Annotated in this window: 22 protein-coding genes, 1 tRNA gene and 2 pseudogenes; 16 read left to right on the forward strand and 9 right to left on the reverse strand. The window is 69.1% G+C overall.

Annotation, left to right across the window (positions count from 1 at the left end):
* Window positions 1–58: 58 nt before the first annotated feature.
* Genes ACLQ22_RS20700 through ACLQ22_RS20710 form a run of 3 tightly spaced genes read right to left on the reverse strand, consistent with a single transcriptional unit; the run spans window position 59 to window position 4,896 of the window.
* Window positions 59–2,521 (reverse strand): valine--tRNA ligase, encoded by a 2,463-nt coding sequence (locus tag ACLQ22_RS20700; protein WP_425693738.1) that lies wholly within the window; start codon window positions 2,519–2,521, stop codon window positions 59–61.
* Between the two features lie 18 nt (window positions 2,522–2,539).
* Entirely contained in the window at window positions 2,540–3,781 is a 1,242-nt protein-coding gene (locus ACLQ22_RS20705) for an NUDIX domain-containing protein (protein WP_425693739.1), read from the reverse strand.
* Window positions 3,778–4,896 (reverse strand): Gfo/Idh/MocA family protein, encoded by a 1,119-nt coding sequence (locus ACLQ22_RS20710; protein WP_425693740.1) that lies wholly within the window; start codon window positions 4,894–4,896, stop codon window positions 3,778–3,780. The genes ACLQ22_RS20705 and ACLQ22_RS20710 overlap by 4 nt, the downstream gene beginning before the upstream one ends.
* A gap of 1,039 nt (window positions 4,897–5,935) precedes the next feature.
* On the opposite strand from ACLQ22_RS20710, the gene ACLQ22_RS20715 reads away from it, so the two are divergent.
* The 4 genes from ACLQ22_RS20715 (at window position 5,936) to ACLQ22_RS20730 (ending at window position 9,388) form a co-directional block, all read left to right on the forward strand.
* Window positions 5,936–6,235 carry a hypothetical protein gene (locus tag ACLQ22_RS20715; protein ID WP_425693741.1) on the forward strand — a complete coding sequence of 100 codons (300 nt, stop codon included), beginning with the start codon at window positions 5,936–5,938 and terminating at the stop codon, window positions 6,233–6,235.
* Window positions 6,157–6,582, forward strand: a complete 426-nt coding sequence (locus tag ACLQ22_RS20720) for a tyrosine-type recombinase/integrase (RefSeq protein ID WP_425693742.1) — start codon at window positions 6,157–6,159, stop codon at window positions 6,580–6,582. Before ACLQ22_RS20715 ends, ACLQ22_RS20720 begins: the two co-directional genes overlap by 79 nt.
* A gap of 546 nt (window positions 6,583–7,128) precedes the next feature.
* Window positions 7,129–8,496, forward strand: coding sequence for a hypothetical protein (locus ACLQ22_RS20725; RefSeq protein ID WP_425693743.1), 1,368 nt, complete (start codon window positions 7,129–7,131; stop codon window positions 8,494–8,496).
* Window positions 8,497–8,503: 7 nt separating this feature from the next.
* Complete coding sequence (locus ACLQ22_RS20730) at window positions 8,504–9,388, forward strand: phosphotransferase (RefSeq protein ID WP_425693744.1); 885 nt, start codon at window positions 8,504–8,506, stop codon at window positions 9,386–9,388.
* A 109-nt stretch (window positions 9,389–9,497) separates the two neighbouring features.
* Here the strand turns inward: ACLQ22_RS20730 and ACLQ22_RS20735 are convergent, their stop codons facing one another.
* The 3 genes from ACLQ22_RS20735 to ACLQ22_RS20745 form a co-directional block, all read right to left on the reverse strand.
* Window positions 9,498–10,064 carry an HD domain-containing protein gene (locus ACLQ22_RS20735; protein ID WP_425693745.1) on the reverse strand — a complete coding sequence of 189 codons (567 nt, stop codon included), beginning with the start codon at window positions 10,062–10,064 and terminating at the stop codon, window positions 9,498–9,500.
* A gap of 90 nt (window positions 10,065–10,154) precedes the next feature.
* A complete protein-coding gene (locus ACLQ22_RS20740; RefSeq protein WP_425693746.1) occupies window positions 10,155–10,625 on the reverse strand; it encodes an NUDIX hydrolase in 471 nt (156 codons plus the stop codon).
* A gap of 3 nt (window positions 10,626–10,628) precedes the next feature.
* A complete protein-coding gene (locus tag ACLQ22_RS20745) occupies window positions 10,629–11,399 on the reverse strand; it encodes a DUF5919 domain-containing protein (protein WP_425693747.1) in 771 nt (256 codons plus the stop codon).
* Window positions 11,400–11,620: 221 nt separating this feature from the next.
* Here ACLQ22_RS20745 and ACLQ22_RS20750 point away from each other — a divergent pair, with 221 nt between their 5' ends.
* From ACLQ22_RS20750 to ACLQ22_RS20805, 12 genes are all read left to right on the forward strand, one after another.
* The gene (locus ACLQ22_RS20750) at window positions 11,621–11,974 is read left to right on the forward strand and encodes a helix-turn-helix domain-containing protein (protein WP_358116110.1); all 354 of its coding nucleotides are present in this window, start codon (window positions 11,621–11,623) and stop codon (window positions 11,972–11,974) included.
* A gap of 414 nt (window positions 11,975–12,388) precedes the next feature.
* A complete protein-coding gene (locus ACLQ22_RS20755; protein ID WP_425693748.1) occupies window positions 12,389–14,641 on the forward strand; it encodes a nitrate- and nitrite sensing domain-containing protein in 2,253 nt (750 codons plus the stop codon).
* Window positions 14,638–15,048: a roadblock/LC7 domain-containing protein gene (locus tag ACLQ22_RS20760; protein WP_425693749.1), complete on the forward strand. Its 411-nt coding sequence runs from the start codon at window positions 14,638–14,640 to the stop codon at window positions 15,046–15,048. Before ACLQ22_RS20755 ends, ACLQ22_RS20760 begins: the two co-directional genes overlap by 4 nt.
* Window positions 15,045–15,641 (forward strand): GTP-binding protein, encoded by a 597-nt coding sequence (locus tag ACLQ22_RS20765; protein ID WP_425693750.1) that lies wholly within the window; start codon window positions 15,045–15,047, stop codon window positions 15,639–15,641. The genes ACLQ22_RS20760 and ACLQ22_RS20765 overlap by 4 nt, the downstream gene beginning before the upstream one ends.
* Window positions 15,642–15,684: 43 nt before the next feature.
* Entirely contained in the window at window positions 15,685–16,893 is a 1,209-nt protein-coding gene (locus ACLQ22_RS20770; protein WP_425693751.1) for an ABC transporter substrate-binding protein, read from the forward strand.
* Window positions 16,894–16,928: 35 nt separating this feature from the next.
* A complete protein-coding gene (locus ACLQ22_RS20775) occupies window positions 16,929–17,792 on the forward strand; it encodes an ABC transporter permease subunit (RefSeq protein WP_425693752.1) in 864 nt (287 codons plus the stop codon).
* A 101-nt stretch (window positions 17,793–17,893) separates the two neighbouring features.
* Window positions 17,894–18,832 (forward strand): branched-chain amino acid ABC transporter permease, encoded by a 939-nt coding sequence (locus tag ACLQ22_RS20780; RefSeq protein WP_425693753.1) that lies wholly within the window; start codon window positions 17,894–17,896, stop codon window positions 18,830–18,832.
* Window positions 18,833–18,852: 20 nt separating this feature from the next.
* Window positions 18,853–19,650 carry an ABC transporter ATP-binding protein gene (locus ACLQ22_RS20785; protein WP_425693754.1) on the forward strand — a complete coding sequence of 266 codons (798 nt, stop codon included), beginning with the start codon at window positions 18,853–18,855 and terminating at the stop codon, window positions 19,648–19,650.
* Entirely contained in the window at window positions 19,634–20,377 is a 744-nt protein-coding gene (locus tag ACLQ22_RS20790) for an ABC transporter ATP-binding protein (protein WP_425693755.1), read from the forward strand. The genes ACLQ22_RS20785 and ACLQ22_RS20790 overlap by 17 nt, the downstream gene beginning before the upstream one ends.
* 219 nt (window positions 20,378–20,596) lie before the next feature.
* Entirely contained in the window at window positions 20,597–21,385 is a 789-nt protein-coding gene (locus ACLQ22_RS20795; RefSeq protein WP_425693756.1) for a hypothetical protein, read from the forward strand.
* A gap of 11 nt (window positions 21,386–21,396) precedes the next feature.
* Complete coding sequence (locus ACLQ22_RS20800) at window positions 21,397–22,191, forward strand: class I SAM-dependent methyltransferase (RefSeq protein ID WP_425693757.1); 795 nt, start codon at window positions 21,397–21,399, stop codon at window positions 22,189–22,191.
* A 490-nt stretch (window positions 22,192–22,681) separates the two neighbouring features.
* Window positions 22,682–22,753, forward strand: a tRNA-Lys gene (locus ACLQ22_RS20805).
* Between the two features lie 84 nt (window positions 22,754–22,837).
* On the opposite strand, the pseudogene ACLQ22_RS20810 reads toward ACLQ22_RS20805, so the two are convergent.
* The 3 genes and pseudogenes from ACLQ22_RS20810 to ACLQ22_RS20820 form a co-directional block, all read right to left on the reverse strand.
* Window positions 22,838–24,057 (reverse strand): annotated as a pseudogene (locus ACLQ22_RS20810) (tyrosine-type recombinase/integrase).
* Window positions 24,057–24,254, reverse strand: coding sequence for an excisionase family DNA-binding protein (locus ACLQ22_RS20815; RefSeq protein ID WP_425693758.1), 198 nt, complete (start codon window positions 24,252–24,254; stop codon window positions 24,057–24,059). The pseudogene ACLQ22_RS20810 and the gene ACLQ22_RS20815 overlap by 1 nt, the downstream one beginning before the upstream one ends.
* Window positions 24,251–25,426: pseudogene (locus ACLQ22_RS20820) on the reverse strand (replication initiator). The gene ACLQ22_RS20815 and the pseudogene ACLQ22_RS20820 overlap by 4 nt, the downstream one beginning before the upstream one ends.
* Between the last annotated feature and the right edge of the window lie 334 nt (window positions 25,427–25,760).

The following is a 25,760-nucleotide window of genomic DNA, read 5'->3' on the forward strand; positions in this document are numbered from 1 at the left end:
GGGTAGGCGTACCCGGCTGGCCGCCCTGAGTCAGGTAGCGGGCCAGCCGGGCGGTGTGTCAGGCGATGATGGCGACCCTGATGCCGTTGACGCCGCTGTCGGTGTCCGCGTCACTGAAGACCGCTTCGTCGGCGCGGGCAGCCACGCGAAGCGGTTCGGCCAGTGCTCGGGCGGTTCGGTGGCCGTCGTTGGTGACGCCCTGCAGCACGACTTTGGCGATGCGGGTATTGCTGCCGAGGTTGAGGCCGCTGCGCAAGACGCGGATCTGGTCGAGGATCGTGGACATGTCGTCGATGAGCTTGCGGTCGGTTCGCCACTGCGGGTGCGGTGCCGGCCAGGACGTGAGGTGAAGGCTGACGGTGTTCTCGTGGGGCCGGAACATCTGCTGGTAGAGATAGTCCGTGATGAACGGGGCGAAGGGTGCGAACATGCCGAGGACGGCGCGGAAGCCAATGCCGAGCGCCGCGCGGGCGCTGGCGCGCTCGGCGTCGGTGTGGTTGCCGGGGTTGAGGAACCGTTCTTTGACCATCTCGATGTACCGGTCGCAGAAGACCGACCAGAAGAAGCGTGTCGCGGCCTGGTATCCCTGCATGAAGTCGTACTCGTCCATCGCCGCGGTGGTCTCGTCGATGGCGGACGCCAGGTGCGACAGCATCCACCGGTCCACGTCTGTGCACAGCACTGCGGGATCGGGTGCGGCTTGTGGGTCGAACCCGTACATGGTCATCAGCCGGGCGACGTTCCACATCTTTACGGTGAACTTGCGGCCGGTTTTGACGTCCTTCTCGTTGTAGCGCAGGTCGTTGCCGATGCGGGCCTTGGTGGCCCAGATGCGCAGCGCGTCGGCGCCGTACCGCTCGATGACGTGATCGGGAACGTAGCGGTTGAAGCCGTCCGGCGTGGTGGACTGGTCGAGGTCCCGCTTGGCGATCTTCTTGCCCTGCTCGTTCAGGCCCCAGCCGGAGATCATCACGGTCTGCCAGGGCAGCCGGTCGAAGTGGTACTGCGACTGCACGATGGTGTAAAACAGCCAGGTTCTGATGATCTCGAACGCCTGCACACGCAAACTCATGGAGGCCAGCAGCGGGTCGCTGATCAGCCCGTTGACCGCCCAGCCGTCGTTGATCTGCGGCGACAGGGAGGAGGTCATCCACGTGTCCATGACGTCGGGATCCGGGCTGAGGCGACCGGAGCAGGCCGGGCAGGCATCCACCGGTGGTGCGTCGGCGAGGGGGTCGACGGGCAGCGCGCTCAGATCGGCGGTGACCGCGTGGCCGCAGTCATCGCAGAACCACACGGGAAACGGCACACCATAGTGCCGCTGGCGGCTGATGTTCCAGTCCCACCTCAGACCCTCGATCCAGTCCTCGAGGCGGTGCCGCATGTGGGTGGGCATCCAGGTCAGCTCCTTGGCGCGGGCCAGGAACGTGTCCTGGTGTTCGCGCACGCGGATGAACCACTGCGCCCGGATCTGGTACTCCACCGGCGTCAGACACCGCTCGTGCACCCCGACGTTCTGCTTGAGCGGGCGGCTTGTGGTCAACGCGCCCATCTCTGCGAGCTGGGCCACGATCGCCGCTCGCGCCTGGATCAGTTGCAGACCCGCGAGCTGCCCGGCGAGCTCTGACAGCCGGCCGTCGGGGGTGACGGCGAGCCGCAGGTCGAGCCCGTCGCGTCGCCACTTCAGGACGTCTTCGCCGTCGCCGAAGGTGCAGACCATCATCAGCCCCGTGCCGAAGGCGGGATCCACGGACTCATCGGCCTTGATCGGGACCTGATAGCCGAACAGCGGTACGGTCGCCTTGGTCCCGAGCAGGTACCGGTACCGCTCGTCTTCCGGATGGAAGTACAGCGCCACGCAGGCGGGCAGTAGCTCGGGGCGGGTCGTTGCGATGACCAGCGCCTGACCGTCCGCCGCCGTGAAAGCGATGTCGTGGATCTTCCCATTGCGGTCGAGGTCTTCGACGTCGGCTTGCGCCAGGGCTGTCCGACACTCGGTACACCAGATGATCGGATCCTCCACCCGGCGCAGATGGCCCGCCTCGTGGAGCTTGATGAAGCTGGTTTGCGCGGTGAGCTGGCACCGCTTGTCAATGGTCGAGTAGAGCAGATCCCAGTCGACCGACAGACCCACCCGGCGCCACAGATCCTCGTATCGGGCCGCCGTCTTGCGGGTTTCGGCCAGGCACAGGGCCACGAACTCCGACCGCGGCATGTCGACGGCTTTGACCCCGTAGGTCTTCTCGACGTAGCGCTCGGTGGGGAGACCGTTGTCGTCGAAACCCATCGGGTAGAAAACACGATCGCCTTGCATCCTCCGGTACCGGGCCACGAAGTCGGGCTGCGAGTAGCTCATGGCGTGGCCGACGTGCAGGTGGGACGCCGACACGTACGGAGGAGGCGTATCGATGCTGAACACCGGGCCGACCGCCGAGCGGTCGAACCGGTAGATGTCGTGCTCCTCCCAGAGCGCCCGCACCGTCGTTTCGACGGCGAGGTGGTCGTATTCAGTGGCATCCATACCGCGGCATCCTCACTCTTACGCTGGCCGGTTTCGTTGGGCGTGTGTCTGGCTGAGGCGACGCTCGAAGATCAGGCGGGCCTCGGGAGTGAGGTCCATCGACAGCACCTCGCTCGCGTCGACGAACCGGTAGTTCGAGTGCTCGGTCAGGCGGGGTGCGGCGCTGTCGGGCAACTCGACCTCGAACGAGAACGCGGCCAGTCGGTCACTCACGACGGGCTGGCCGTCGAACAGGCAACTGACGGCGAGGTAGCTGCCTGTCTCTTCCCACACCTCGCGGGCTGCTCCGTCGCGGGGATCCTCGCCGGCCTGGAGGTAGCCGCCCGGGATCGTCCATTGGCCGGGGTAGAGGTAGTCGTCGGGGTGTCGCTGCACGAGCAGTGCCTTGTGCCCAGCCCACAGGATGCTCATCGCTGCCGCCTGCGGTAGCGCGATGTCCCAGCGGACCGCGCTGTCCTGCCCGTTCCATCGCACGTCGCTGACGCCCCGACGGCGGAAGTCGTCGAGCATGCGGCCATGGACGGCGTCCAGGAAGGTCGCCCCGCGAAGCGCGAAGGCCGCGCCCACCTTCTCGTAATGCGAAGTGGCCTTACGGTTGGCGCACTCCTCCAGAAACGCGATCTCCTCAGCGGTCAGCCGCCCGGTCGCGGTCAGATGATCCAGGCCATCGCGATAGCCCATGCTGAGGTAGCCGTAGAACGCCGCGATGTACTCCAAGCTGATGAGCGGCGTCCGCACGAACTCGGCCGCGCCGTGGGGTGCCATCGAGACGTCGAACAGGAACTTGCGCAGGAAGTAGGAGAAGGAGGCTACGGTCCTGATCGCCTCGCGACGGGTGCGCGACGGAGGCGGGTCGGTGAACTCGGCGAAGATGTTCCGCCCAAGCAGGTTCACGCTGGTGTATTTGGCCTGGTAGATGAACAGCTCCGCGCGGTTCTTGTGCTGGAACAGCTCGTAGCGCCCCAGCGAAGGCTGCGCGTCGGCCAGGGTGTGCACGTTGACGCTGATAGGAATGCCGAGCTGTGCTGCCAGCCCGTCGCGGACCATCGCGATGCCCTCGGTGGTGCTGGCGTCGAGGCGGTCGATGATCATTTGAACGTCGATGTTGCTCTTGGCGTGGGCGATACCCCGTGAACGCGAGCCCATCAGCATCGCCCCAACCACCGCAGGAACGCCGCCGAAAGCCTCACGGAGCGCCTCGATGAGATCAGTGTCGATCCGACGGGTGTTCAACCGGTCGGAGATCAGCAAGTCGGTCACGCGAAGGCCGTCCTCTGCGAGGGGACGAGTGAGGGACCGGAGGCGGGTCGATCGGGCCGAGGGCCGGGATCGGCGGCCGACGACACCTGCCCCAAGGCCATCGTGAGGTCGATCCAGTCGCCGCCGAGTGCCGCCGAGGCAGTGGCGGCTTCCAGCACAGCCACCACGATCGCACCGTGGATGCCGTCAGTCCGTGGACACGCACCGGTGCGGACGCAGTCCGCGAAGTGGCTCAGTTCGGTGTCGAGCGGAGGTCGTGAATCGGCTGCCGACAGCGTTCGCGGCAGCACCTTGCTGCCGTTGACGTACAACCGGACAGCTCCGCCCACGTCGTCGTAGACGACGCCTCCCGCCGTGCCTGCGACCGTGGCCCGCCTGACCTTCTCGGGGTCGATGCAGCTGAGGTGCACGTGGCCGAGGAAGTCGCCGAAGTCGAGTGTGAGGAAAGCCAGGTCGGAGATGGTGGGCCGGGTGAACATGTACTCCACGCAGCGCACCGCCGTCGGCGGACGTCCAGCCCAGCGAATCAGGATCGACACGTCATGCGGTCCGAGGTTCCAGATGACGTTGGCGTCCTCGCGGAACCTTCCGTACGCCAGGCGTTGCAGGCTGACGTAACGCAACTCACCGACCTGCCCCTCCCGAAGAGCACGCTCAACGTCGATGACGTGTTCGGAGTACAGGAACGTGTGGCCCACCATGAGAGTCAGGCCGGCTGTCGCCGCGGCCTTGGTCAACGCGACCGAGTCCGTGGTCGACAGGGCAAGCGGCTTCTCGACGAACACGTGCTTGCCCTGGGAGATCGCCGCCATGGCAAGCTCGAAGTGACTCGCGGCGTCCGTCACGATCAGCACCGCGTCGAGCTGCCGGTCACCCAGCAGGTCCGCTGGCGTTAGGACCTTGGGTACGGACGCCAGACGGGCGGCAAGACTTGTCGCAGCCTCGGGATTGACGTCCGCCACAGCCGACAGTCGAACTCCGACGCTTCGTTCAGCTGCCGCCGCGACGTTGGCACCCCACTGCCCGCAGCCGATCAGACCGACCCGGACCGGCCCGGAGGTCCGGCGATCTCGCTCTTCAGCATCAGGCCGGGTCGCAGCCTGGGGGTGTGGCATCGAACCGCCTCCTACAGCATCATCAGAGAAGATGACTATTCATGCACGCATGAATAAAGTTCCATGGAAATCCCTCCATTGTCAAGAAAGTTGCTGTGGTGGCTGAGCGAGTAAAGCGGCAGTCGGCTGGTCGGGATGGCTCTTGCCGGTCCCGCGGAGCCCCGGCTGGCCGACCGCCTCGGCCTGGTGACCAGCCGCAGCAGCGTCCTGCGGCTAGTACGCGCCCTGCCCTACCCGCCGGTCCGGCGACTCACGTGCCGCAGCCCGCACCGACAGCCACAGCGGACTGACCCAGGTTGCCGTCGATGCCACTGTTAACGGGCAGAGCAGGGACTGCTGGTGCCTCGAACCTGGCGCCGCTACGAACAGGTTCAGGCGCTCCAGGCCGCCGGCCACAGCATCCGGGAGATCACCCGGCGACTCGACCTCACCCGCGGCACAGTGCGCCGCTTCGCCCGCGCCGGCAGCATCGATGAACTCCTGGCCAAACCTCGCGCCGGCCGGCCAGCATCCTCGATGACCACCTCGACTACCTGCACTAATGCCTCAACGATGGCATCACCATCGCCACTGCACCCGACAACCAGGCCGGCTTCGCCACGATCCGCGCCGGATCAGGGATCTTGCTGCTGATGTCCGCCGAGGGCAGTCGCCCGGACACCGCAACGCTGACCGTCGCACGGTCGAAGGCCGGATGGGTGGTCGAGGGTCGGCAGGGGTGGACATCCCGAGGAGGGCGAGCGCTGCGGTGACCGGGACGGCCAACACCACGAGGAGGCACCGCCACCAGCGGTCCGCCGGTCAGGCTCAAGCGGCCATCGCGGAGGTCCTGCGTGGCACGGTTCGCATATGTCAGACGTAGCGAGACGAGCGCCCGGTTCGGATCGGGACGGCTCCAGTAACCCGGTCCCTGCACCAAGAATCGTTTGTTGTCGTCGTTGAGGACGCAGGCGAGCCCGTTTCAGGAGCGGGTTGCTCACATCGTCGGGGGTCACGGTGCGCACGCTGAGGCGTTCACGAGGCATGGAGAAAAGAGACCTTGGAGTCGGCCCGCGCCGACGACGATCCGCTCTACGCCGCGTACGTCCTGGTCCTGGTGCTCGGTCTGCGCAAGGGCGAGATGTTGGGGCTAATCTGGGCTGACGTCGACCTCGACGCGGGGGAGTTGACCATCGATCGGCAACTCCAGCGGGTGGGTGCCGAACTGCTGCACCGGGAGACGAAGACGGCCGCCTCGGACGGCTGCCGGACATCTGCACCGTGGCGCTCGACCGCCGCCGCGCCGCCCAGACCACCGCCCAAGACGCCGCCGGCCCGGCCTGGCACCCCTCCGACCTGATCTTTACCACCCGCTACGGCCGGCCGGTCGAGCCGCGTAACTTCAACCGCTTCTGGGACCGTCGCTGCAACGCGGCGGGAGTCCGGCGGATCACCGTCCGGGACGCCCGGCGGACCTGCGCCTCGCTCCTGGCGGACCTGGACGTGCACCCTCGGGTGGCTATGCAGATCCTTCGGCACGCGCAGTTCGCCATCACGATGGAGATTTACACGGTGGTGTCCTCGGCGGCCACCCGCGACGCCCTCAAGCGGGCTTGGCAGCGCGCTGGACCGGTGAATGGAAGGTGCATCGCTTGGTTTCCTGAGCGTGGGTGGTGTGATCCCCGGGCGCATTGGGCTACCGCATGAGACCACTTTGCCGACTGGCTTCGGCGTCGTTGGGCGCACTCAACTCGGCACATCCGCGCGCCGCCACCCGTCAGCCGTCTGGACTCCATGGCCCGCGGTCTGCGGCCAGATGAGTGCATGTTCAGTGTTGTGATGATCAAGGCGAAGCGAGCCTGACCGAAACGCCGGTCGAGTGGCTGCCGTGAGCGCCCAGAAGCCGAGACGGCTCCCTGCCTGAGCATCGGCAGCTCTTCCTGAGGCAGAATCGCGCCGGGCGACGCACGGAAACCAGCCTGAGGTCTCCGGGAATTGCCTCGGTTCCAGCCCGCTCCAAAGCACCTCACCATGCACTCCTTGTTAATTGCCGGGAGTCGCTCAAGTATTTCGAGCGCGTCGCGCGCTGTCGACCCCCACGGTGGGGGGCCACGATGGGGGTGACGGCCGCCACTACGGTGAGGATCATCTGAGGAGCTGCCACCTGTCGCAAGGCACCGAATCGACTTGTCGCCAGGGACGCGAAGTAATGACATATTGATCGGAACCGTTTCCATTCGACGGGAGGTTGTCGTGGGCGCCCAAGTCGATCCGGCTTGGTGGGCGTCGGGCGTCTGGGAGGGTCGACCGATCCGCGAGTTCCTGGAGCGCCGTGACGTCGCCGCCACGTTCCGATTCCTGCATGCCCGTGGCGTTTCCTACGGCACTATCGCCGCATTGGTCGGCGTGTCCCCGAATCGAGCCGCCGAGATCACCAAGGGCACGCGCCAGGTAACGGCCTACGACGTGCTCGAACGCATCGCGGTCGGACTAGGTGTTCCCAGAGCCTGGATGGGCTTGGGCCAGGACGGGACGGGTGATGCGAGTCGCCCGCTCGACGGAGAGGTGGGAGCTTCAGCGGACTTCTCGTCGGCCCACCAACGAGCAGGGGGCCGGCCGGATGGAGCGATCGCCGCGCTCGCCCGGCTTCGTACTGGGCTGGACGAAGCGCTTGCTTCATCGACCGTCGCTTTGCGACAACTCGATCTGATTGAGGAAGCGGCCGGTGAGCACATGCGGATTTATCCGGCAGCTCCCCCGAGGGCGATGCTGTCGCGGCTGGCCACCGAGTGCGCCGAGGTGCAGGTCCTGTCCCGACGTAGACAGCCGGCGGCGGTCCAGGCGCGGCTCTCCGGCACAGCGGCTCTGTTGGCGACCATGTGCGCCGACGCGCTCATGCGGCTCGGGAACGCCGACGAGGCACGCCTGTGGTACCGGACAGCGATCCACGCGGCAGATGACAGCTCGGACAGCCGGCTACGGGTGCTGGTCCGGGCCCAAGCGGCGATGCTGCCCTACTACTTCGGTGACCCCCGGCAGACCGTCGTCCTGGCGGAGGCGGCGCTGGCGGTCACCGCGATGCCGTCGTCCTCGGCGGCGCTTGCTGCGGCGGGACGCGCACGGGCGCTGGCCCGACTCGGATCGGCTGAGCAGGCGCGGCGGGCGATCGTTCAGGCCCGGCAGATGTTCGACCAGGTCGGCGATGACGACAGTGACACGGCCTTCCGCTTTCCGATGAAGCGCCTGTTGTTCTACCTCTCCGGAGCGAGTACCTGGCTGGGCGACACGGGCGAGGCCTACCGGGTGCAGGACGAGGCCCTGCGCCTCTACGGCCCCACACCTTCGGTGCCGATCGATCCCGCTCTCCTCGCGCTAGACCGATCGATGTGCCTGGTGGGTGACCGGCGAGCGGCAGAGGCCGCAGCGTCGGCGCTCGACGCCGTCGCCACCCTGCCCGAGACGCAGCGCACGGAGATCATCCTGACGAGAGCGAGCGACGTGGTCTCGGCGATTCCGGCTAGACATCGCGGCAGCGAGACCACCGAGCTGACGGACTATGTGCGAGCCTGCCGGGAGCGCGCCCGTACGCTTGCTGCCGGAACTGCCGCGCTCGATCCCTAGGGGCCCCATGTTCGTCGAAGCGCGAACACGTCCGGCGCTCGCCGAGGTGTGTCGTCGCCTGGAGCTGTCTGACGCCGACGCCGTCCTGATCCGGCATCACACGAACGCGGTTTACGCGGTCGGTGACGTGGTGGTCAAGATCGCTCCGGCGGAATTCGGCGTAAAGCGCATGAACGCCGTGGTGGCCGTCGTGCGGTGGCTGGTTGGTCAGGGGTTCCCGACTGTTGGCCTCAGCTCGCGGCTGCCACAACCCCTGCTCGTGGGCGAGCATGCTGTGACCGTCTGGCAGCGGCTCGATCCGGCGAACGACACTCCGGTCACCACGGCCGAGCTGGGCGCTCTGCTCCGGCAGTTGCACGCCCTGCCGGTTCCTCCGATGAGCCTGCCGACCTTGGAACCGGTGGACAACATCCGACGGTCGGTGCAAAGGTCGACGATCCTCACCGCGCAGGACCGTGGCCTGCTGCTGAAGCGTCTCGAATCGCTCGCCACCCGCTGGAGCGAGATGAGGTTTCCCCGGGGCGCGAGCCTGATCCAGTCCGATCCCCAGACCCGCAACGCACTGCGCCGCTTCGACGGCACGCCAGTGCTTGCCGACTGGGACGGTGCCGCCGTCGGGCCCCGGGAATGGGACCTGGCCACCGTCGCTGTGCACTGTCGCCGATTTACCCCACCGGGCCCCGCCGCCTTCTCTGACTTTACCGCCGCATACGGCTGGGATGTCACCTCGTGGCACAGCTTCGAGGAGTTGTGCCAACTCCGCGAACTACAGATGATCGCCACCAACGCCCGCAAGTCCCGTCCCGGCACCGATGCCGAGGCCGAGGTGCTCCGCCGCATCAGCGCCCTCAGACGGGGCGACCAGGAACTCGTCCAGTGGCGCATCCTCTGACATTCCGGGCCGGTTTGACGGACGGACAGCTAGAGCCGGGATGGCCGTTCCACCTCCAGGTGTCGGCATACAGGTCATGGGGCTGGACCAACCGGTCTCACTTCGAATGTCATGGAGCGGGTTGCTTGTCGACGTCGAGCCGATCCAGTGTTCGGCGGACGTGCGCAATGAGAAGCGGCTCTGCTCGCTGAATCGCCCGGTGAACGGGGCTCTGCGGAGAGTACCGGCGGAGGATTTCCTCGATGCGCTCGGCGACCTCGAGACGTTGTCCCAGCGGTCCGACCGTGAGGTCGGCGGTGACGAGCGCGTCCATCAGGGGCCCCTCTTCGAGCGGAAAGGCCGCGAGTTGGTCCGCTAAACCGCGCTCGGCCGCTTCGATGCGGGCGCAGGTGTGGTGGGCGACCAGCCCGACTAGCCGCTGCGGGTAGCCGTTACGTCGCAGGTATCGGGCGCCGTCGAGGGAGTGCAGACCGGTGTCCACGAGGTCCGGCGCATAACCGACATCGTGCAGCCATGCGGCTGCCACCAGCAGGTCACGGTCGGCCGGCGCCACCGTGCTCGTCAGTTCCACGGCCCGCTGGCCGACACCCTGGACGTGTGCCCACCGCCGGGCCATTTGTGGGGAGTAGAGGAGACCAGCAGCAAGGTCCTTGGCGTTGGCCGTCAGGTCAGACACCCTCCGAACTTAGCCGCACCGCGGGCCGCCGCCCTACCGGCTCGGCGAGACGGTTGGGACGTCCCCGGATCCGGAAACGCCCCTGCGACGTCAGCCGATGTACGGCGCGGTCCGACTGTCGAGGGCGTGGTCGATGCGCAGCCGCATTGAGGGGTGGATGTCCAACTGGTCGAGTTCGGCGGGATCCACCCAGCGGACCTGACGTGACTCGCTGGAGGTCGTCAGATTCCCACCGACGGGTCTGGCGGTGAAGCACAGTGAGAACTGCTGGCGCACCTCACCGTCGTCGTAGGCCATCACGTGGTGGGGGTTGGTGTACGTGCCGACCAGGCCCGTGACCTCCACCTCGATGCCCGTCTCCTCATGTACCTCCCGCACCACCGTGTCGGCGATCGACTCACCGATGTCGTGACCACCGCCAGGAAGAGCCCACAGGTTGTTGTCGGTGCGGTGGATCATCAACAACTCGCCGTGCTCGTTCTGAACTGCCGCGACCACCGACGGCACCACGCTGTTGGCTTCGGGGGCATCAGGGTCGTTGAAGAAGTCGCGGCGTGGCATCCGTCATCTCCCGTTGAACGCGGCTATTGCCGCATTGATGTTCGAGGTGGGCTCGGCCTGGGCCCAGACCCGGTCGAAGCTGGCGAGGTAGTGGTCGACGACCCTGCCACCAGGTACACGCCGGAGATGTATCACCGGGTTGTGGGCGGCAGTGGATCCGTACACGTGGGTGTTTACCAGCATGGCTTCGTCCACCCGGAAGATGGACGCGTACAACGTCGTGTCGTGCAGCCGGACCTGCACGCCAGGGATGGTCAAGATCGGCTCGTAGTAGCGCAGGCTCAGCAACACCCGGTGGGCGAGCCCAACCCCGAAGCCCTCCTCATCTCCGCGGCGACGTACTGCAGCACCGTTCGGATCGGCCAGTAGCACCCGTATCCGGCAGCCCTGGCGGGCCCGGTCACCGAGCTGGGTGATGTCGTGGAGCTCGGGCAGGAACAGCCCGGCGTAGACGAGGATGTCGACCGACTCCCGCGCCTGCTGGATCAGCGACCTCCACAGCTCCAGCGGCACCGCCGACCGGGATGGATAAAACTCCACCATCTCGGCCCGCCCGGCAGACATCGTCCTGGGATCGTCCACGACCGAAGGCCACAGGTATGTCTCGTCCACGCCCAACAGATCTGCAGCCGCGACGCGGTGTGCGCGGTGCGGGACACGATCGCGGGTGATCCAGCGTTCCACCGTCTTCGGGTCGACTCCAAGCAGCTCCGCACACCGCTGCGTGGTCAGCCCTTTCGCTGACACGGCTCCTCGCAGACGTTCGTTCGGCATCAGAGGTCGAGACCTGGCAAGGGACGCATAGGGGCGTTTATACCCCACCGGGACGTCCGCGACAGTCCCTGACCGGGGGTGGCCACATCCCCACGATCAGCGATCGGATGTCGAGGCGAGGGTGATCGTCGGGAATGCACCTTGATCATCCAGCGGCCCGCTCGCAGAAGCTGACGCGCTGGCATCACCTCACACGTTCAGGAGAGAGCGCTTTGACCACCATGGCCATGAACACCCGTACCGCCACCACCGCCGTGCTCGAGTCACAGTCTGCGGGGTACCCGGGGTGGCGGGCACACAGCCAGGCTGATCCAAACTGGTGGATCGACGGGCACTTCGGGGGTCGCTCGCTTGCCGACCTGCTCCGTCAGCGCGACATCGGCTCCCTGTTCCGCTTCCTCAAATCGCGGGGATGGAGCCAGGCGACGATTGCTGCGGCGACCGGAACGACCGAGAACCAGGTCCGCGCGGTGATCCAGGGCCGCCAACGAGTTACCTCATATGACGTGCTCGAACGAATCGCCGAAAGCCTGGGCATTCCGCGAGGTCTCATGGGGCTCGCGTACCTGCCCTGATGCACCTCGGCCGGAAGCGCCGGATCCCGCGGCCTGGTTCTGGCCAAATTGTCCATGGTGAGGGCTCATGGTGGCCTGCCGCGGTGGTACTGGTTCGGGCCCGATGACGACGCAATCATCGAAGTTCACAAGGGCATCAACGGCCAGCTGTCCGGACCGATTGCCGGAGGGCTATCAGCCAGGGCCATCAGTGTGACCTGAACCGAAAACACCCCAGCTCGACAGACCGGCCCGGAGGCCTCGGCTACGCCCATTCAAGCTCTCGAACCAGGAAGGACTGTTGTGCCTGTTGCTCGGAGGCTTGCGCTCCTGCTGCTGATCCCGTTGGTGGCGACTCTGGTTTTCGCCTCGTGGGGTGTGGCATCGACGAGCCGTCAGGCGCGCGATGCCGACCGCCTGCAGTCGCTGGTGGCCGTGTCGGCCGCAGTGGGTGAGGTCCTGCACGAACTCGACCGGGAGCGGCAGGTCGCCGGCGGGCTGGTCCTTGACTCTGCGGGTGGCCTCAACGGTTATCTCGAGCAGGTCGCGACATCCGACCGGGCGGTCGACGCCTACCGGCAGCGCCGCAGCGAGCTCGATGCCTCGGATTCGGTGAGTCGGCTGGTGGGGCCGTTCGACGAGCAACTGCGGTTGCTTCCGGTGTTCCGGGAGCAGGTCAAGGCACGGTCAGCGTCGCTGACGGCGGTGCTGGTGCGGTATCGGGCGGTGGTCGCGCAGGGGCTGGCGGTACGGGAGACCGTGGGCCAGGTCGGCGGTGCGGACGGTGCGGTGGCCGACCAGTTGCGGGTGGCGGCGGCGTTGTCACAGGCCGGGCAGTACGCGGGTATCCAACAGGCAGCTGTAGCCGCCAACAACGGCGCCGTGGTGTCGCAGGCGGTGCAGCGGGAGCTGGCCGCGACCCGTGCCGGGTATGACGAGGCGTTGCTGGCGGTGTCGCAGCGGTCGCCGGCGCGGTGGCGGTCGTGGCTGGACCAGGCGCTGTCCGGGCCGCAGGTCCTCGCGGCGCAGCGTCTCGACGACGAGGTTGCCCGCACTCAAGTGGGTCAGCGGTTGCGGGTGAACGCGTCCCGGTGGGCCACGGTCAGCAACGAGCGGCGCGATCGGCTGTATGAGGTGCAGACCCGCGTCGACGCGGACATCGCCGCCGAGGCGGGGCGTCAACGCCGACAGCAGTGGGTCACCACGGGCGTGCTGTCGGCGGTCGCCGTGGCGCTGACCGTGGTCGCGGCGGTGCTGGCATGGCGACAGGGTCGGGCGTTGGCTCGCCGGCTGCGGCGGGTCCGTGACGCGGTCACCCGTGTCGCTGAGCGGGACCTGCCGGACCTGGTCCGTCGCGTCGACGCGGCGGACCCTGCCGACCCGGCGTCGGTTCCGCCGCCGCCTGCCGCGCTGGCACCCGGTTCGGCGCGGGACGAGGTGGACGAGGTGGCCGCCGCGTTCGACACGCTGGCGTTGAACACGTACCGCATCTCGACGGATCTGGCGCGGCAGCGGCGGGTGGCCGCCGGTGCGGTGGAGGCGGTGGGGCGGCGGTGTCAGGGGATGACGCACCGGCTGCTGCGCGAGTTGGACATGGCCGAGCGGGACGAGAAGGACGCCTCAACCCTGGCGACGTTCTTCGCGGTAGACAGTCTCGCCGCGCAGTTGCTGCACGCCACGCAGAGCCTGTTGGTGCTGTCGGGTCGGTCGTTGGGGGCGGTGCATCCGCAGCCGGCGGAGCTGGTGACGGTGGCGCGGGCGGCGCAGGGCCGGGTCCAGGAGTACCGGCGGGTGCTGCTCGGAATGATCGACGAGCGGGTTCTGGTGCCACCACCGATGATCGACGACCTGGTGCACCTGTTGGCGTCGCTGCTGGACAACGCGACCCGCTACAGCCCGGGCGACGCGCTGGTCACCGGGCACCTGCTGGGCAACCGGGCGATCATCCAGGTCACCGACACCGGCCCCGGCATCAAGCCGGACCTGCTGGCCAGGCTCAACGCCGAGCTGGCCGAGCCCGCGCCAATGATCGAGGTGGAGCACATCCGGCGCCAAGGCCTGGCCACCGTCGCGCTGCTAGCCGCGGCGCACGGGCTGCGCGTGCGACTGCTGCCGGGACAGCCGCACGGCACGGTCGCGGAAATCGAGATCCCCGCGGCCAACCTCCTGATCAGCATTCCCGAGCCGGCCGCGCTGCCCGCCGGCCCTATCGCCGGCCGGCGTGCTCCCAGCGGCACGCCGGCATCCACCCTTACCCTGCCCGCGCCCACGGCGGTGCCAGCCCGGCGCGGCGGTCCGACCGCGCTGCCCGCCCGACGCCGGCCGCCCGCCCCGAGCACTACCGATGGCCCTACTCAGGCGCTACCGGTGATTCCGGTGCCGCGGCGGGTGACTGAGTCGGAGCCGACGCCGGCCTACGACGAGACAGCCCGACACCTGCCGCCACCGGCGTGGTTCGTCGAGGGAGCCACGGTGCACATGCCCTCCACTCCTGCGCGCGGGCTGCCCGGACAGGACACCACCACGGCCAACGGCCTGCCAAGGCGACAGCCCAAGGCCACGTTCACACCCCCGCCCCCGCCCGCTGCCGACGCGCCGGTCCGCTCGATGGGTGGCCTGGCCAGTACGGCGGGGGCCTACCAGCGCGGCCTCAACCGCCGCTCTCCCCAGTCGAAGGGCCAGTCATGAGTGATCTGAGTTTCCTGCTGAACAACAACCTGGTCGCCCGCGTACCGGGGATCAGCCAGGCCGTGGCGGTGTCGGCCGATGGGCTGCTGCTGGCTTGGACCGAGGGGCTCAACCGGGAAGCCGCCGAACGCCTCGCCGCGGTGGCAGCCGGGATGAACAGCCTGCTCAACGGTGCCGCCCGCGACCTGTCCGCGGGCGGGGTGCGGGGCAACCTGACTGAGCTGGCTCACGGGTTCCTGATCCTGGTTGCGGTGAGCACCGGCGCGTCGCTGCTCACCCTGGCCACCCGCGATGCCGACCTCGCGTTCGTCACCGAAGAGCTCGGTCGTTTCGCCGACCAGGTCGGTGACCAGCTCACTCCCGCTTTCGCGGGCACCCTCGCCGTGGTGGAAGCCGGCCGGCGATGAGTACACGCGCCATCGCGGCCTGCCCACCCGCGGGCGCGCCGCCGAACTTGAAGATCGTGCTGACCGGGCCGTTCGGCGTCGGGAAGACCACCCTCGTCAGGGCGGTCTCCGACATCGCGCCGCTGACCACCGAGGCCGCCATGTCGCCCGGCAACGCCGACGACACCTCCTATACCCCGGCCAAGACCACCACCACGGTGGCGATGGACTTCGGTCGTCTAGAGGTCGACGGTGTGACTCTCTACGTATACGGCACCCCGGGTCAGCACCGCTTCTGGTTCATGTGGGACGCCATCGTCCGTGGCGCCGCCGGCTCGGTGGTCCTCGTCGACACCCGTCGGCTGCAGGACTCGTTTCGGCACCTCGACTACGTCGACCACGTCCGGCTGCCCTACGTCGTCGCGGTCAACCAGTTCCCCGGCGCCCGTTCCTACCCCGTTTCCGCCATTCGTGAAGCCCTCGCCCTGACCGCGGACGTGCCGATCGTCGGCATCGACGCCCGCGACCGCGACAGCGTCCGCCGGCTACTGATCGCCCTCGTCGAGCACGTTCTCACCCGCGCCACGCCCCGCTCGGCGGCCACGCAGTCCTGACTCCACCGGACCCACCTGTCACCCCGCACGAAGGAGCACCTTCATGTCTGTTCCCCGCCCACGCCCGCGACGCGGACTCGCCGCCCTGACCGCGGCCGGTGTCCTGCTGACCGGCGCCGCGTGCAGCAGCACCGCCACCGACTCCGGCACGGTCCGTGTCGGGCTGCTGGTATCGCTGTCGGGCACCTACGCCACCGTCGGCGAGGACATGCGACGCGGCTTCCAGCTCTACCTCGACACCCACGACGGCAACCTCGGCGGCCGGAAGATCGACCTGATCGTCGGCGATGAGGGCGACGGTCCCGCCACGGCCGTCCCCGCCGCGCAGAAGCTTCTCGAACGCGACCGAGTCGTCGCCCTGACCGGCCTGGTCGGTGGCGCGACGGTCGACAAGGTGCAGACCCTGACAACCGAGCGGAAGGTTCCGCTGCTCGGCGCGAACGCGAGGCCGGCGTTCGCGCCGGTGGGCGGCAAGGCCCGCGACCTCGGCTACACGTGGCACACCTCGTACAACTCCGACGAGCCCGGCATCGCCATCGGCGAGTACGTCAAGTCGCAGGTCGGCGACGGGACGGTGTACGCGATTGGCCCGGACTACCAGGGCGGCTGGGACGAACTGCGCGGTTTCACCGACACCTTCACGAAGCTGGGCGGGAGACTCGCCAATCCGGACGGCAAGACGCTGTTCACCCCGTTCCCGGCCACGGAGAATTTCCTGCCGTACCTGAACCGGGCCGCCGAGTCGAAGCCGAAGGCCGTCTACACCTTCTACGCCGGTGCGGCGGCGGTGGCGTTCGTCAAGCAGTACGCCCAGTCCGACCTGCGCGACGTTCCCCTCTACGCCGCCGGTTTCCTCACCGAAGGGTCCGTGCTCGCCGCTCAGGGTCAGGCGGCCACCGGGATCCATAACGTCCTGAACTACAGCCCCACTCTCGGCAACCAAGCCAACCAGGAGTTCGTCGCGGCCTGGTCCGCCGCCGGACATCCGGGGCAGCCGACGACGTTCGCGATGGCCTCCTACGACGCGGCCGCCGTCCTCGACCGGGCGTTGTCCGCCGTCGACGGGCAGGTGACCGGGGAGAAGCTCAACGCCGCGATCGGGCAGGTCGGGCGGGTCGTGTCGCCGCGCGGGGACTGGCAGTTCGAGCCCACCGAGCACCGTCCGGTGCAGCGCTGGTACCTGCGCGAGGTCAAGCCTGACGGCCCGGTGCTGTCCAACGTCCTGCTGCAGGACCTCACCACCCTGCCCTGACCGAGACATCCAGAACGAGAGGGGGCGCTGTGCGCGTGGACGCCTATTTGATACCCGCCGTCGACGGAGTCGCCTACGGGCTGCTCCTGGCCATCGCCGCCGCAGGGTTGACCGTCGCGTTCGGCGCCGGGGGTGTGCTCAACCTCGCGCACGGCACCCTGATCGCCGCTGGCGGCTACGTCGCCGCTGCCACCAGCTCGGGAACCTGGGCCAGCCTCGCCCTCGCCGCCGGCTACGCCACCCTCGTCGGGGCCGCCGGTGGTGGGGTGCTCGCCGCCGCGACCGCCGGCCTGCGCGGCCGCGGGCATCTCGACCAGGCGCTGCTCACCTTCGGTGTCGCGCTCATCGGCGCGAACCTGCTTACCACCGCCTACGGCCACGACACCCTGAGACCCCGCCTGCCCGGGGCGCTGGAGACGACCGTGCGGGTTGCCGGGCACCGGTATCCGGTCGACCGGCTCGCCGTGCTCGGTATCGCCGTCGTGGTCGTCGCGGCGGGGTACGTGCTGCTGCACCGTACCCGCGCCGGGCGGCTCGTCCGGGCCACGGTCGACGACCGGGCCATGGTCGCCGGCATCGGTGTGAACCCCCGCATGGTGGACGCGGCGGTGCTGGTGGCCGCCGGGGCTCTCGCCGGTCTCGCCGGGGCGTTGACCACGCCGATCCTCGGCGTCGGCCCGCACACCGCCGACACCACCCTGCTGCTGTCCCTGATCATCGTGGTCTGCGGTGGTCTCGGCTCCATTCCCGGCGCGCTCGCCGCCGCCCTCGCCGTCGGGCTCGTGCAGACCGTCGGCGTGACGTCCTTCCCCACGGTTGCCCCGTACCTGCTGATCGCCGCCATGGCCGTGGTGCTGCTGGCCCGCCGGACCAGCCTTCCCGGACGGGCCTCGGCATGAGCGGTCAAGGACGCGGCTCGTCGCCGACGGTGGTACGGGCGCTGGCGCGACGCGGACGGCCGTGGGTGGCACCTGGTCTGGCTGCCACGGCGGTGGGCATTGTGGCGTTGTCACCGGATCCGTATCTGCACGCCACCGCGGCGCGGATGCTGCCCCTGGCGGTGTTGGCGGTCAGCGTCGCGGCGGTCACCGGCCACGCGGGCCTGCCCACCCTCGGCCAGGTCGCCCCGTACGCGGCCGGTGCCTACACCACCGCCCGCCTCGCCCTCGCCGGCAGCGACCTCGCCCCGCTGCACCTGCTGGCAGCGGCCGGCGCGGGAGCCCTGACCGCCGCAGTGATCGGGGTGGTGCTGGTCCGCTACCGCGCCACGGTGTTCCTGATGCTCAGCCTCGCCGCCGCGGAACTGACCGCGATCACCGCCGGCCAGTGGCGGACGGTGAGCGGCGGCACCGACGGACTCGCCGGGATCCCCGCCCCCCGCCTGCTGCCCGGCCTGCCACCACTGCTGGCCGACCGCACGGTACTGCTCTACGCCGCCGTCGTCGCGATCGCCGCGACAGCTGTCGCGATAGCGCTGCTCGGCGGTGACCGGCAGACGCTGCTGGCGGCCGTGCGCGGCAACGAGGCCCGCGCCACGGCCAGCGGCCACCGAGTCACCACCTACCTGTGGGTGGTACATGCCGGCGCAGGCGCGGTGGCCGGCATCGGCGGGGCACTGGTGATCCACACCCACCGGTGGATCACCCCAGCCGACGTCGGATTCACCACCGCCGCCCTCGCACTGCTCGCCGTGGTCATCGGCGGCGCCATGTCGCTGCCCGGCGCCGCCACCGGCGCGATCGCGGTCCTCACGGTGCGGGACGTTGTCGCCGCCCCGCTGCCCGGCCACGCGCCCCTGCTGCTCGGTGCCCTCTTCGTCGCCGCGGTGTATCTGCTGCCCGGCGGCCTCACCGCCCTACTCACCCGCCTCTCCCTCCGCCTTCACCCTCGCTCTGCCCACAGCACGGGCCACCCGGCTCCGGCAGACGAGGCGGGCTGATCCACTGTCAGGAGCACGCTGTGAAGACCGTCCACCGCATCGATCCCGCCGGGGTGCCCTCGCAGCGCCTACCGAGCGACATCGACCGCGCCCACGGCAACGGCCTGGTCGCCACCGGACTGCGTCACGCCTACGGCCGGCTGACCGTCCTCGACCTGGACGCGTTCACGGTCGCCCCCGGCGATCGGCACGCCGTCATCGGCCCCAACGGTGCCGGCAAGTCCACCCTGCTGGACCTGCTCGCGGGCACCACCCGCGTACAGGCCGGCGTCATCACCTACAACGGGCAGGTCATCACCCGTCGCGGCGCCGCCTGGCGGGCCCGCACGGGCATCGGGCGTACCTTCCAGCACCCCACCGCCTACCCCGACCTGACGGTCCTTGACTGTGTGCGGATGGGCGGCTGGCACCACCGTCACCATTCCGACCGCACGCCAGGCGAGGTCCTCGACCTTGTCGGCCTCGCCGATTACGCCGGACAGTTGGCCGTCACGTTGTCGCACGGGCATCGCCGCATGCTCGACCTTGCCGTCGCGCTCGCCGGGCAGCCTCGGGTGCTGCTGCTCGACGAGCCCGCCGCCGGCCTCACCGACACCGAAACCAGCCGGCTCCTCGACATCCTCGGCGGCCTGCCCGGGTGGATGGCGGTCGTGCTCGTCGAGCACCACATGGACGTCGTGGCCGCCCTCGCGGACTGGATCACGGTGCTGCATCACGGCCGTCGCCACACCGACGGCCCCGCCGACACGGTGCGCGCCGATCCGGCCGTCGCCGCCCTCTACCTCGGCAGCGGAGGTGGCGATGCTGACGGTCAGTGACCTCACGGTCGGCTACCACCGTGACACACCTGTCCTACACGACATCAACCTGGATCTGCAGCCAGCCGCAGTGCACGCCGTCATCGGCCCCAACGGCGCCGGGAAGACCACCCTGCTGCACACCCTCGCCGGACACCTACGCCCCACCACCGGATGGGTGTTCCTCGACAGCCACGACGTCACCGGCTGGAGCCCCACCCGGGCTGCCCGTGCCGGCGTCGCCCTCGCCCCGCAAGGTCGCCGCCTGTGGCACTCCCTGACCGTCGCCGAGCACCTCACCGTCACCCAACCGCCGAGACGCCGCGAACCCGGTCTTGCCTGGAGCGCCAGCGACCTGCTGGACCTGTTCCCCGCACTCGCGGCGCGGCTGCGACATCGCGGCGACCAACTCTCCGGCGGCGAACAGCAGATGCTCACCATCGCCCGCGCCCTGCGCACCGCACCCCGCCTGCTGCTGTGCGACGAGCCCACCGAGGGACTCGCCCCCACCGTGTCCGCACACGTCGTGCAGGTGCTGCGGGAACTTCCCGGCCACGGCGTCGGCGTCCTGGTCGCCCTCCCGCACGCACGCACCGCGGCAGCCCTCGACGCCACCGTGCAGGTGCTCGCCGCCGGACGCCTCACCAGCCCGATCGCGGCAACCGGCAGCGAGGCGGACCAGGCGTTGCGCGACCACCTCGCCTTCACCTCACCCGGGCGGACAGGCCGAACGGAGACCGAACGGTGAACCGCGCCGAACTCACGACGGTGACACCGGCTAAGACGCCGACTCCGATCGCCCGTCACCGCAACGCGGTGGTGCGCTGCGCGACCGCGGCCGTCCTGCTCGCCACCACCACTGCCGCGCCGGTCGGCGCACTCGCCCGACCCGGCGCCGCCGCCGATGCGGGGCGGTGCGTGCTGTCGACGTCACCTCAACCCCACCTGCCCGCCTGCGGCCACCACCATGCGGCACACGACAGCCACCCGCCTGTCCTATCCCCAACCGGCGGGCACTGCCCTGCAGCGACTGGCGGCGCACCTGACCTTCAGCCCCTGCGACCACGTCCCAGGCACCTACGACCTCGTCCACCACCGCCGACGCGACATCCCGCCGAAGTACGGCATCGCGGTGCGCGACGTGGTCCGGTGGCGCGCCGACGACGGATCCGGCGCCCAACTCCTCACCACCCACCCGCCCGGCCTCGTCGTCCCATCGAAGGAATGGTGGCTGCCCGGCCACCGGCCGCCGGAACTCAGCTTCAGCCGCCCCTTCACCCACACCGACCTGCTCCGCGCCGAGCTCGGCCTCACCGGCACGCCACCGACGAACGCTCGCGAGGTCCTCCGACACCTGAGGTATCTACTCAGCTGGCACAGCCCCCGCCGCGACGCCCGCGCCGCCACTCTCACCGTGCTGGTCAGCCTCGACGGGCTTCTCTACCACCCACACGTGTCCGACGAGGCCGGCCGCCGACGCATCGGCATCACCACCACGGGCGACAAGTGGCGCGAACTGCTCGTGCTGCACCCACAGACCGCAGAGGTACTCGCCTACGAGTCCGCCATCCGGACCCGATCCGGCTGGCAGCCGCAGGTCTACGTCCTCTACCTCACCCACAGCCACACCAGCGGCCGCTGGTGGGAACCAGCCCACCCGCCCCCGCCGCACCCTACGACCACGCGGCGCCTCTACCCAAGACCCCAACAGCACCAGCTACCCACTTCCACCCCGCCCTGCCACACGACGACGTAAGGAGCACCCCGATGACGAGAACCACCACGCCGCAGCGCTACCAGTTCCGCAACACCCCCACCCAACTGCACCCCCTGCAGGAGATGCTCGACCCGATCACGCTCGCCGAGCTGGCCCGACTCGGCATCAGCGCGGGACAGCACGCGATGGACGTCGGCGCCGGAGCCGGCTCCATCGCCGCGCACCTGTGCGAACTCGTCGCTCGCACTGGCAAGGTCACCGCCATCGACCTCGATACCACCCTCCTCGCGCCCACCGCCGTCCTCGACGTCTACCAACGCGACCTGCGCACCGACCCCCTGCCCACCCCGCCAGGGACCGTGGACGTCATCACCGCCCGCTGCGTCCTGGAGCACCTGCCCAACCGCGAACGCCTGCTCGGACAGATCATCACCGCACTGCGCCCCGGCGGCCGGCTCGTCCTCGGCGACATCGTCTACGCCCGCACCACCGTCCCGCACGCCCCCACCACGAGCGACGCCGACCTGATCGTGCGAGTCGTACACGGCGTCCTCGACACCCTCGCCGACCGCGGCGTCGACCTGCACTGGGGCGAGAAGACACCAGCACTCCTGCTCGACGCGGGCCTCGAGCAGGTCCACACCCGCTGGGTCGCCCAGACCTGGAACGGCGGCAGCCCAGGCTGCCGCCTGTACGCCGACAACGCCCGGCAGCTGCGCGAACACCTACTCAAGACCGACCTCACCACCGCCTACCTGGACCGCTTCGGCGAACTGATGACCGACCCAACCGTGGTCGTACGCGGCTACGAGTACGCCTCCACCACCGCCCGCAAACCCCACTAACGACCAGCGGACCAGGTGACCGGGCGGCTGGCACCTCACCGGCCTCGTCAGCCGCCTGCCCGCACGGACGTGGCAGTCGCGGCGCCGTTCGGCTGCTACGCCGTTTCGGCAGCCCGAAGGGCCAGACGGGCCGTAGGGGTGGGACACCACCCGGCTCGTCTCCCGCTCGCACCTGCCATCACCCGCCCCCACGGTGAGTCGGACGGGCCGCCGAGGTCGTTCGAAAGCGGGACCGCGCTTACCTGCTGATCATGGTGTCCGAGTCTCTGTGACCGCTCCGACGAACACCCCACCAGGCAGGGCGGCCGGCAAAGACCAGGCAGGGCAGCTTGAGGCGCTGGGAGGGCGTCTCCGCGGGGTTTGCGGTAGCGCGCTCAGGTGAATGGGCGATAGCCTGCGTCGCAGCGGAACAGGGCGCGCGTTCCAGCGGATCCGCGCCTGAGCGGACATCAACTCGCGCCCGGATGATCGGGTAGCCTGGTGACGCTGCGGGCCGTTAGCTCAATGGCAGAGCTGAGGACTTTTAATCCTTAGGTTCAGGGTTCGAGTCCCTGGCGGCCCACTCTTCCGCAGGTCAGCGGCCCTTTGTGGGGTCACTGCCGCCGTAATCCGGGCCGGTACAGCAGCGAAGTACAGCAGTAGTGCCTTACCGGTCCAGCGCGCTGCCGAGCCGCTTGAGGGCGTCGCGGGTGGCCGCCGAGGACACCACCGTGTAAATCTCCATCGTGATGGCGAACTGCGCGTGCCGAAGGATCTGCATAGCCACCCGAGGGTGCACGTCCAGGTCCGCCAGGAGCGAGGCGCAGGTCCGCCGGGCGTCCCGGACGGTGATCCGCCGGACTCCCGCCGCGTTGCAGCGACGGTCCCAGAAGCGGTTGAAGTTACGCGGCTCGACCGGCCGGCCGTAGCGGGTGGTAAAGATCAGGTCGGAGGGGTGCCAGGCCGGGCCGGCGGCGTCTTGGGCGGTGGTCTGGGCGGCGCGGCGGCGGTCGAGCGCCACGGTGCAGATGTCCGGCAGTGGCAGGGTGGCGTCAGAGGCCGCCGTCTTCGTCTCCCGGTGCAGCAGTTCGGCACCCACCCGCTGGAGCTGCCGATCGATGGTCAACTCCCCCGCGTCGAGGTCGACGTCAGCCCAGATTAGCCCCAACATCTCGCCCTTGCGCAGACCGAGCACCAGGACCAGGACGTACGCGGCGTAGAGCGGATCGTCGTCGGCGCGGGCCGACTCCAGGAAGCGCCGCGCCTCGTCGCTCGTCCATGCCTTCCGCTTGCGCTTGCGTACCGGTGGCAGCTTCACCAGGGAGCGACATTGCGGGTGATCAGCCCTTCGGTGATCGCATGGGAGAGCAGCGTCCGGAGCACGGTCCGCAGATGGGTGACGCTCGTTGCCGAGGGCAGATCCTTACAGCAGCGGCCGAGGGCACAGCAGCGACGCTGGGCGGGCTTTCGCCCCTCGTCCTTGCCCTGGGCGCAGCACTGGCAGGTCCGTCCGACCTCGTTGATCCACGTCTGGACGTCACTGACCCGAAGCTTGTCGAGCCGCTTCCCGCCGAGACCCGGCACGAGGTAGAGCCGGACCACCACCTCGTAGGTGACGCAGCTGCCCGGGGCGAGGTTCGGCTTAACGATCTCGCGCAGCCAGTAGCCGGCGTACTCCCCCACAGTCGGAGAGCGCGTCGCCACCGGGCCGGCTTTGGCCTGCCCGTGCAGCTTGCTCCACTTGTCGTGGACCTCCTCGCGGGTCTTGCCGTAGACCCACTTCCGGCCCCGCTTGCCGTCGGGCTTCTCGACCCAGACGTACGCGGCGAAGCCGTTGCGGTACGGGAAGATCGAGCCTTCCCCGTTGGCGCGAGATCGTCCGGGCATTAGGCCGCCTCCTGCCGCTCGACCTGGTCACGGATGTACTCGTCGACCCATTCGGGGAGGAGCCGGCGGTACTTGCCGTCCTTGATAGAGCGCAGCTCGCCAGTGGCGATCTTCATCTTGACCTTGGAGATGCCGAAGCCGAGCAGAACGGCGACCTCGGCGGGCGAGTACCAGCGCGGGGTGAGGTCTCTGCTCATGCGGCGGCCCCGACGAGCCAGGCTTCGTGGGCCAACTCTTCCCGTCCGATGCGTCTGGCCTGCCGGCGCTGGGCGGCGGCAGTGTTGGCCAGGAGCGCGTCGCCTTCGGTGAGCCATCCGGAGCCGGCGTAGGTGAGAACGCCAACGGTCACGGTGTCGGTGGGGTCGTTGTCCTCGGCGCGACGGTAGGTCGCGCGGGTGTCCCGAAGCAGGCCGAAGGTGACGGAGTATCGGCGGGCCTTGGTGAGGAAGTGACCGCCAAAGCCGAGCATGTGCGCCCAGCGACGCAGCCCAGCGTAGGCGTTCGGTTTGGTGTCAAGGCTGCCTTGACGGTCGTCGGCCGTTGCGGCGCCGCTGGCGGTGTCGGTGCCGGTGGGCCGTCCGAGGTGCCAGCAGGCGTCGATGAGGCGGGCGAGGTGGTCGCCTTCCGGATCGGCGTAGTCGTCGACGGCTTGCCGGAGTCGGTGACGACCTGGACAAAGGGAATGCCGCGTCGGCGGCAGAGTCCGGCGAGGTGACGGTCGACAGCCTGCTTGGTGCGCCGCCACAACTCGCCGGAGAAGTAGTTCCAGACGACCTGGTGGCCGTGGTCGTAGCACTCCAGGCATAACGGCTGCCCAAGCCGCAGATCGTCGGCGTCGTGACGGGCGAAGCACGCCGCCGGTTGCCCGTGCCGACCCGGCGCTGCTCCGGGCACGGCAGGGAGCCGGACGGCAGTCGCAGCGCTGCCGGGTGGCGCAGGTGTGACGCGGGATGTGGCGGTGGTGGACTGCGCCGAAGGACGGCGCGGTGAAGGTGGCGAAGACGACCGGATGCCGATCGACCGAGGCGGGGACGCCCTTGCCGCCAGTCAGGCCGCAGCGCACGACCTGGTAGGCGTCACCGGCGTAGACCCAGGCGCAGTCGGGGCAGTGCGATTCGCGGCGGTTGCCGCACGCCTTGTAGAGCGCCCCGTCGGGCATCTCGTCGGTGTGCTGCTCGCCCAAGACCCGGCCGGTCTGCCGATCGACAGAGGCGATCGTGCCGGTGAGGCGAACAGGGCGGGCGCAGCCGGCGGCAGTGCGAGTGTGCTCCATCCAGCCGGAGAACTCCGGCATGGCGGCCCGGTGTAGGGCTTGGGCGTCACGGCCGACGGCGAGGCCGGGACGGTACAGGTCGAGGGGTGTGAACACGACTTCTCCTCACGGGGGTGGCAGGGACGGAAGACGAAGCACCACCAGCCGTCTGTCCGCTAGTGGTGTTCGTCGTGTCTCCTGGCACCGCCGGAAGGGCGGCTCACGCCGGAGGGCGGCTGGCTGGTGATGCCAGTTACCGCCGATAGGTCATGTCCTTTGCGCTCGTGGACTCGGTAATGAGGCCGGCACGGGTGAGGAGCCTGGGATATCGGCATCCGGCGGGTTGCCGCAGGCTGCCCCCACCCGTGGAGGTGAGCGAATCCGGGCCATCGTGGACGGCAGAGACGCCGTACTGGACCGCTCAGCGGATTCGGGGAACCGGCACAGCGGC

The organism is Micromonospora sp. DT178, from assembly GCF_049841695.1.
Lineage (GTDB): Bacteria > Actinomycetota > Actinomycetes > Mycobacteriales > Micromonosporaceae > Micromonospora.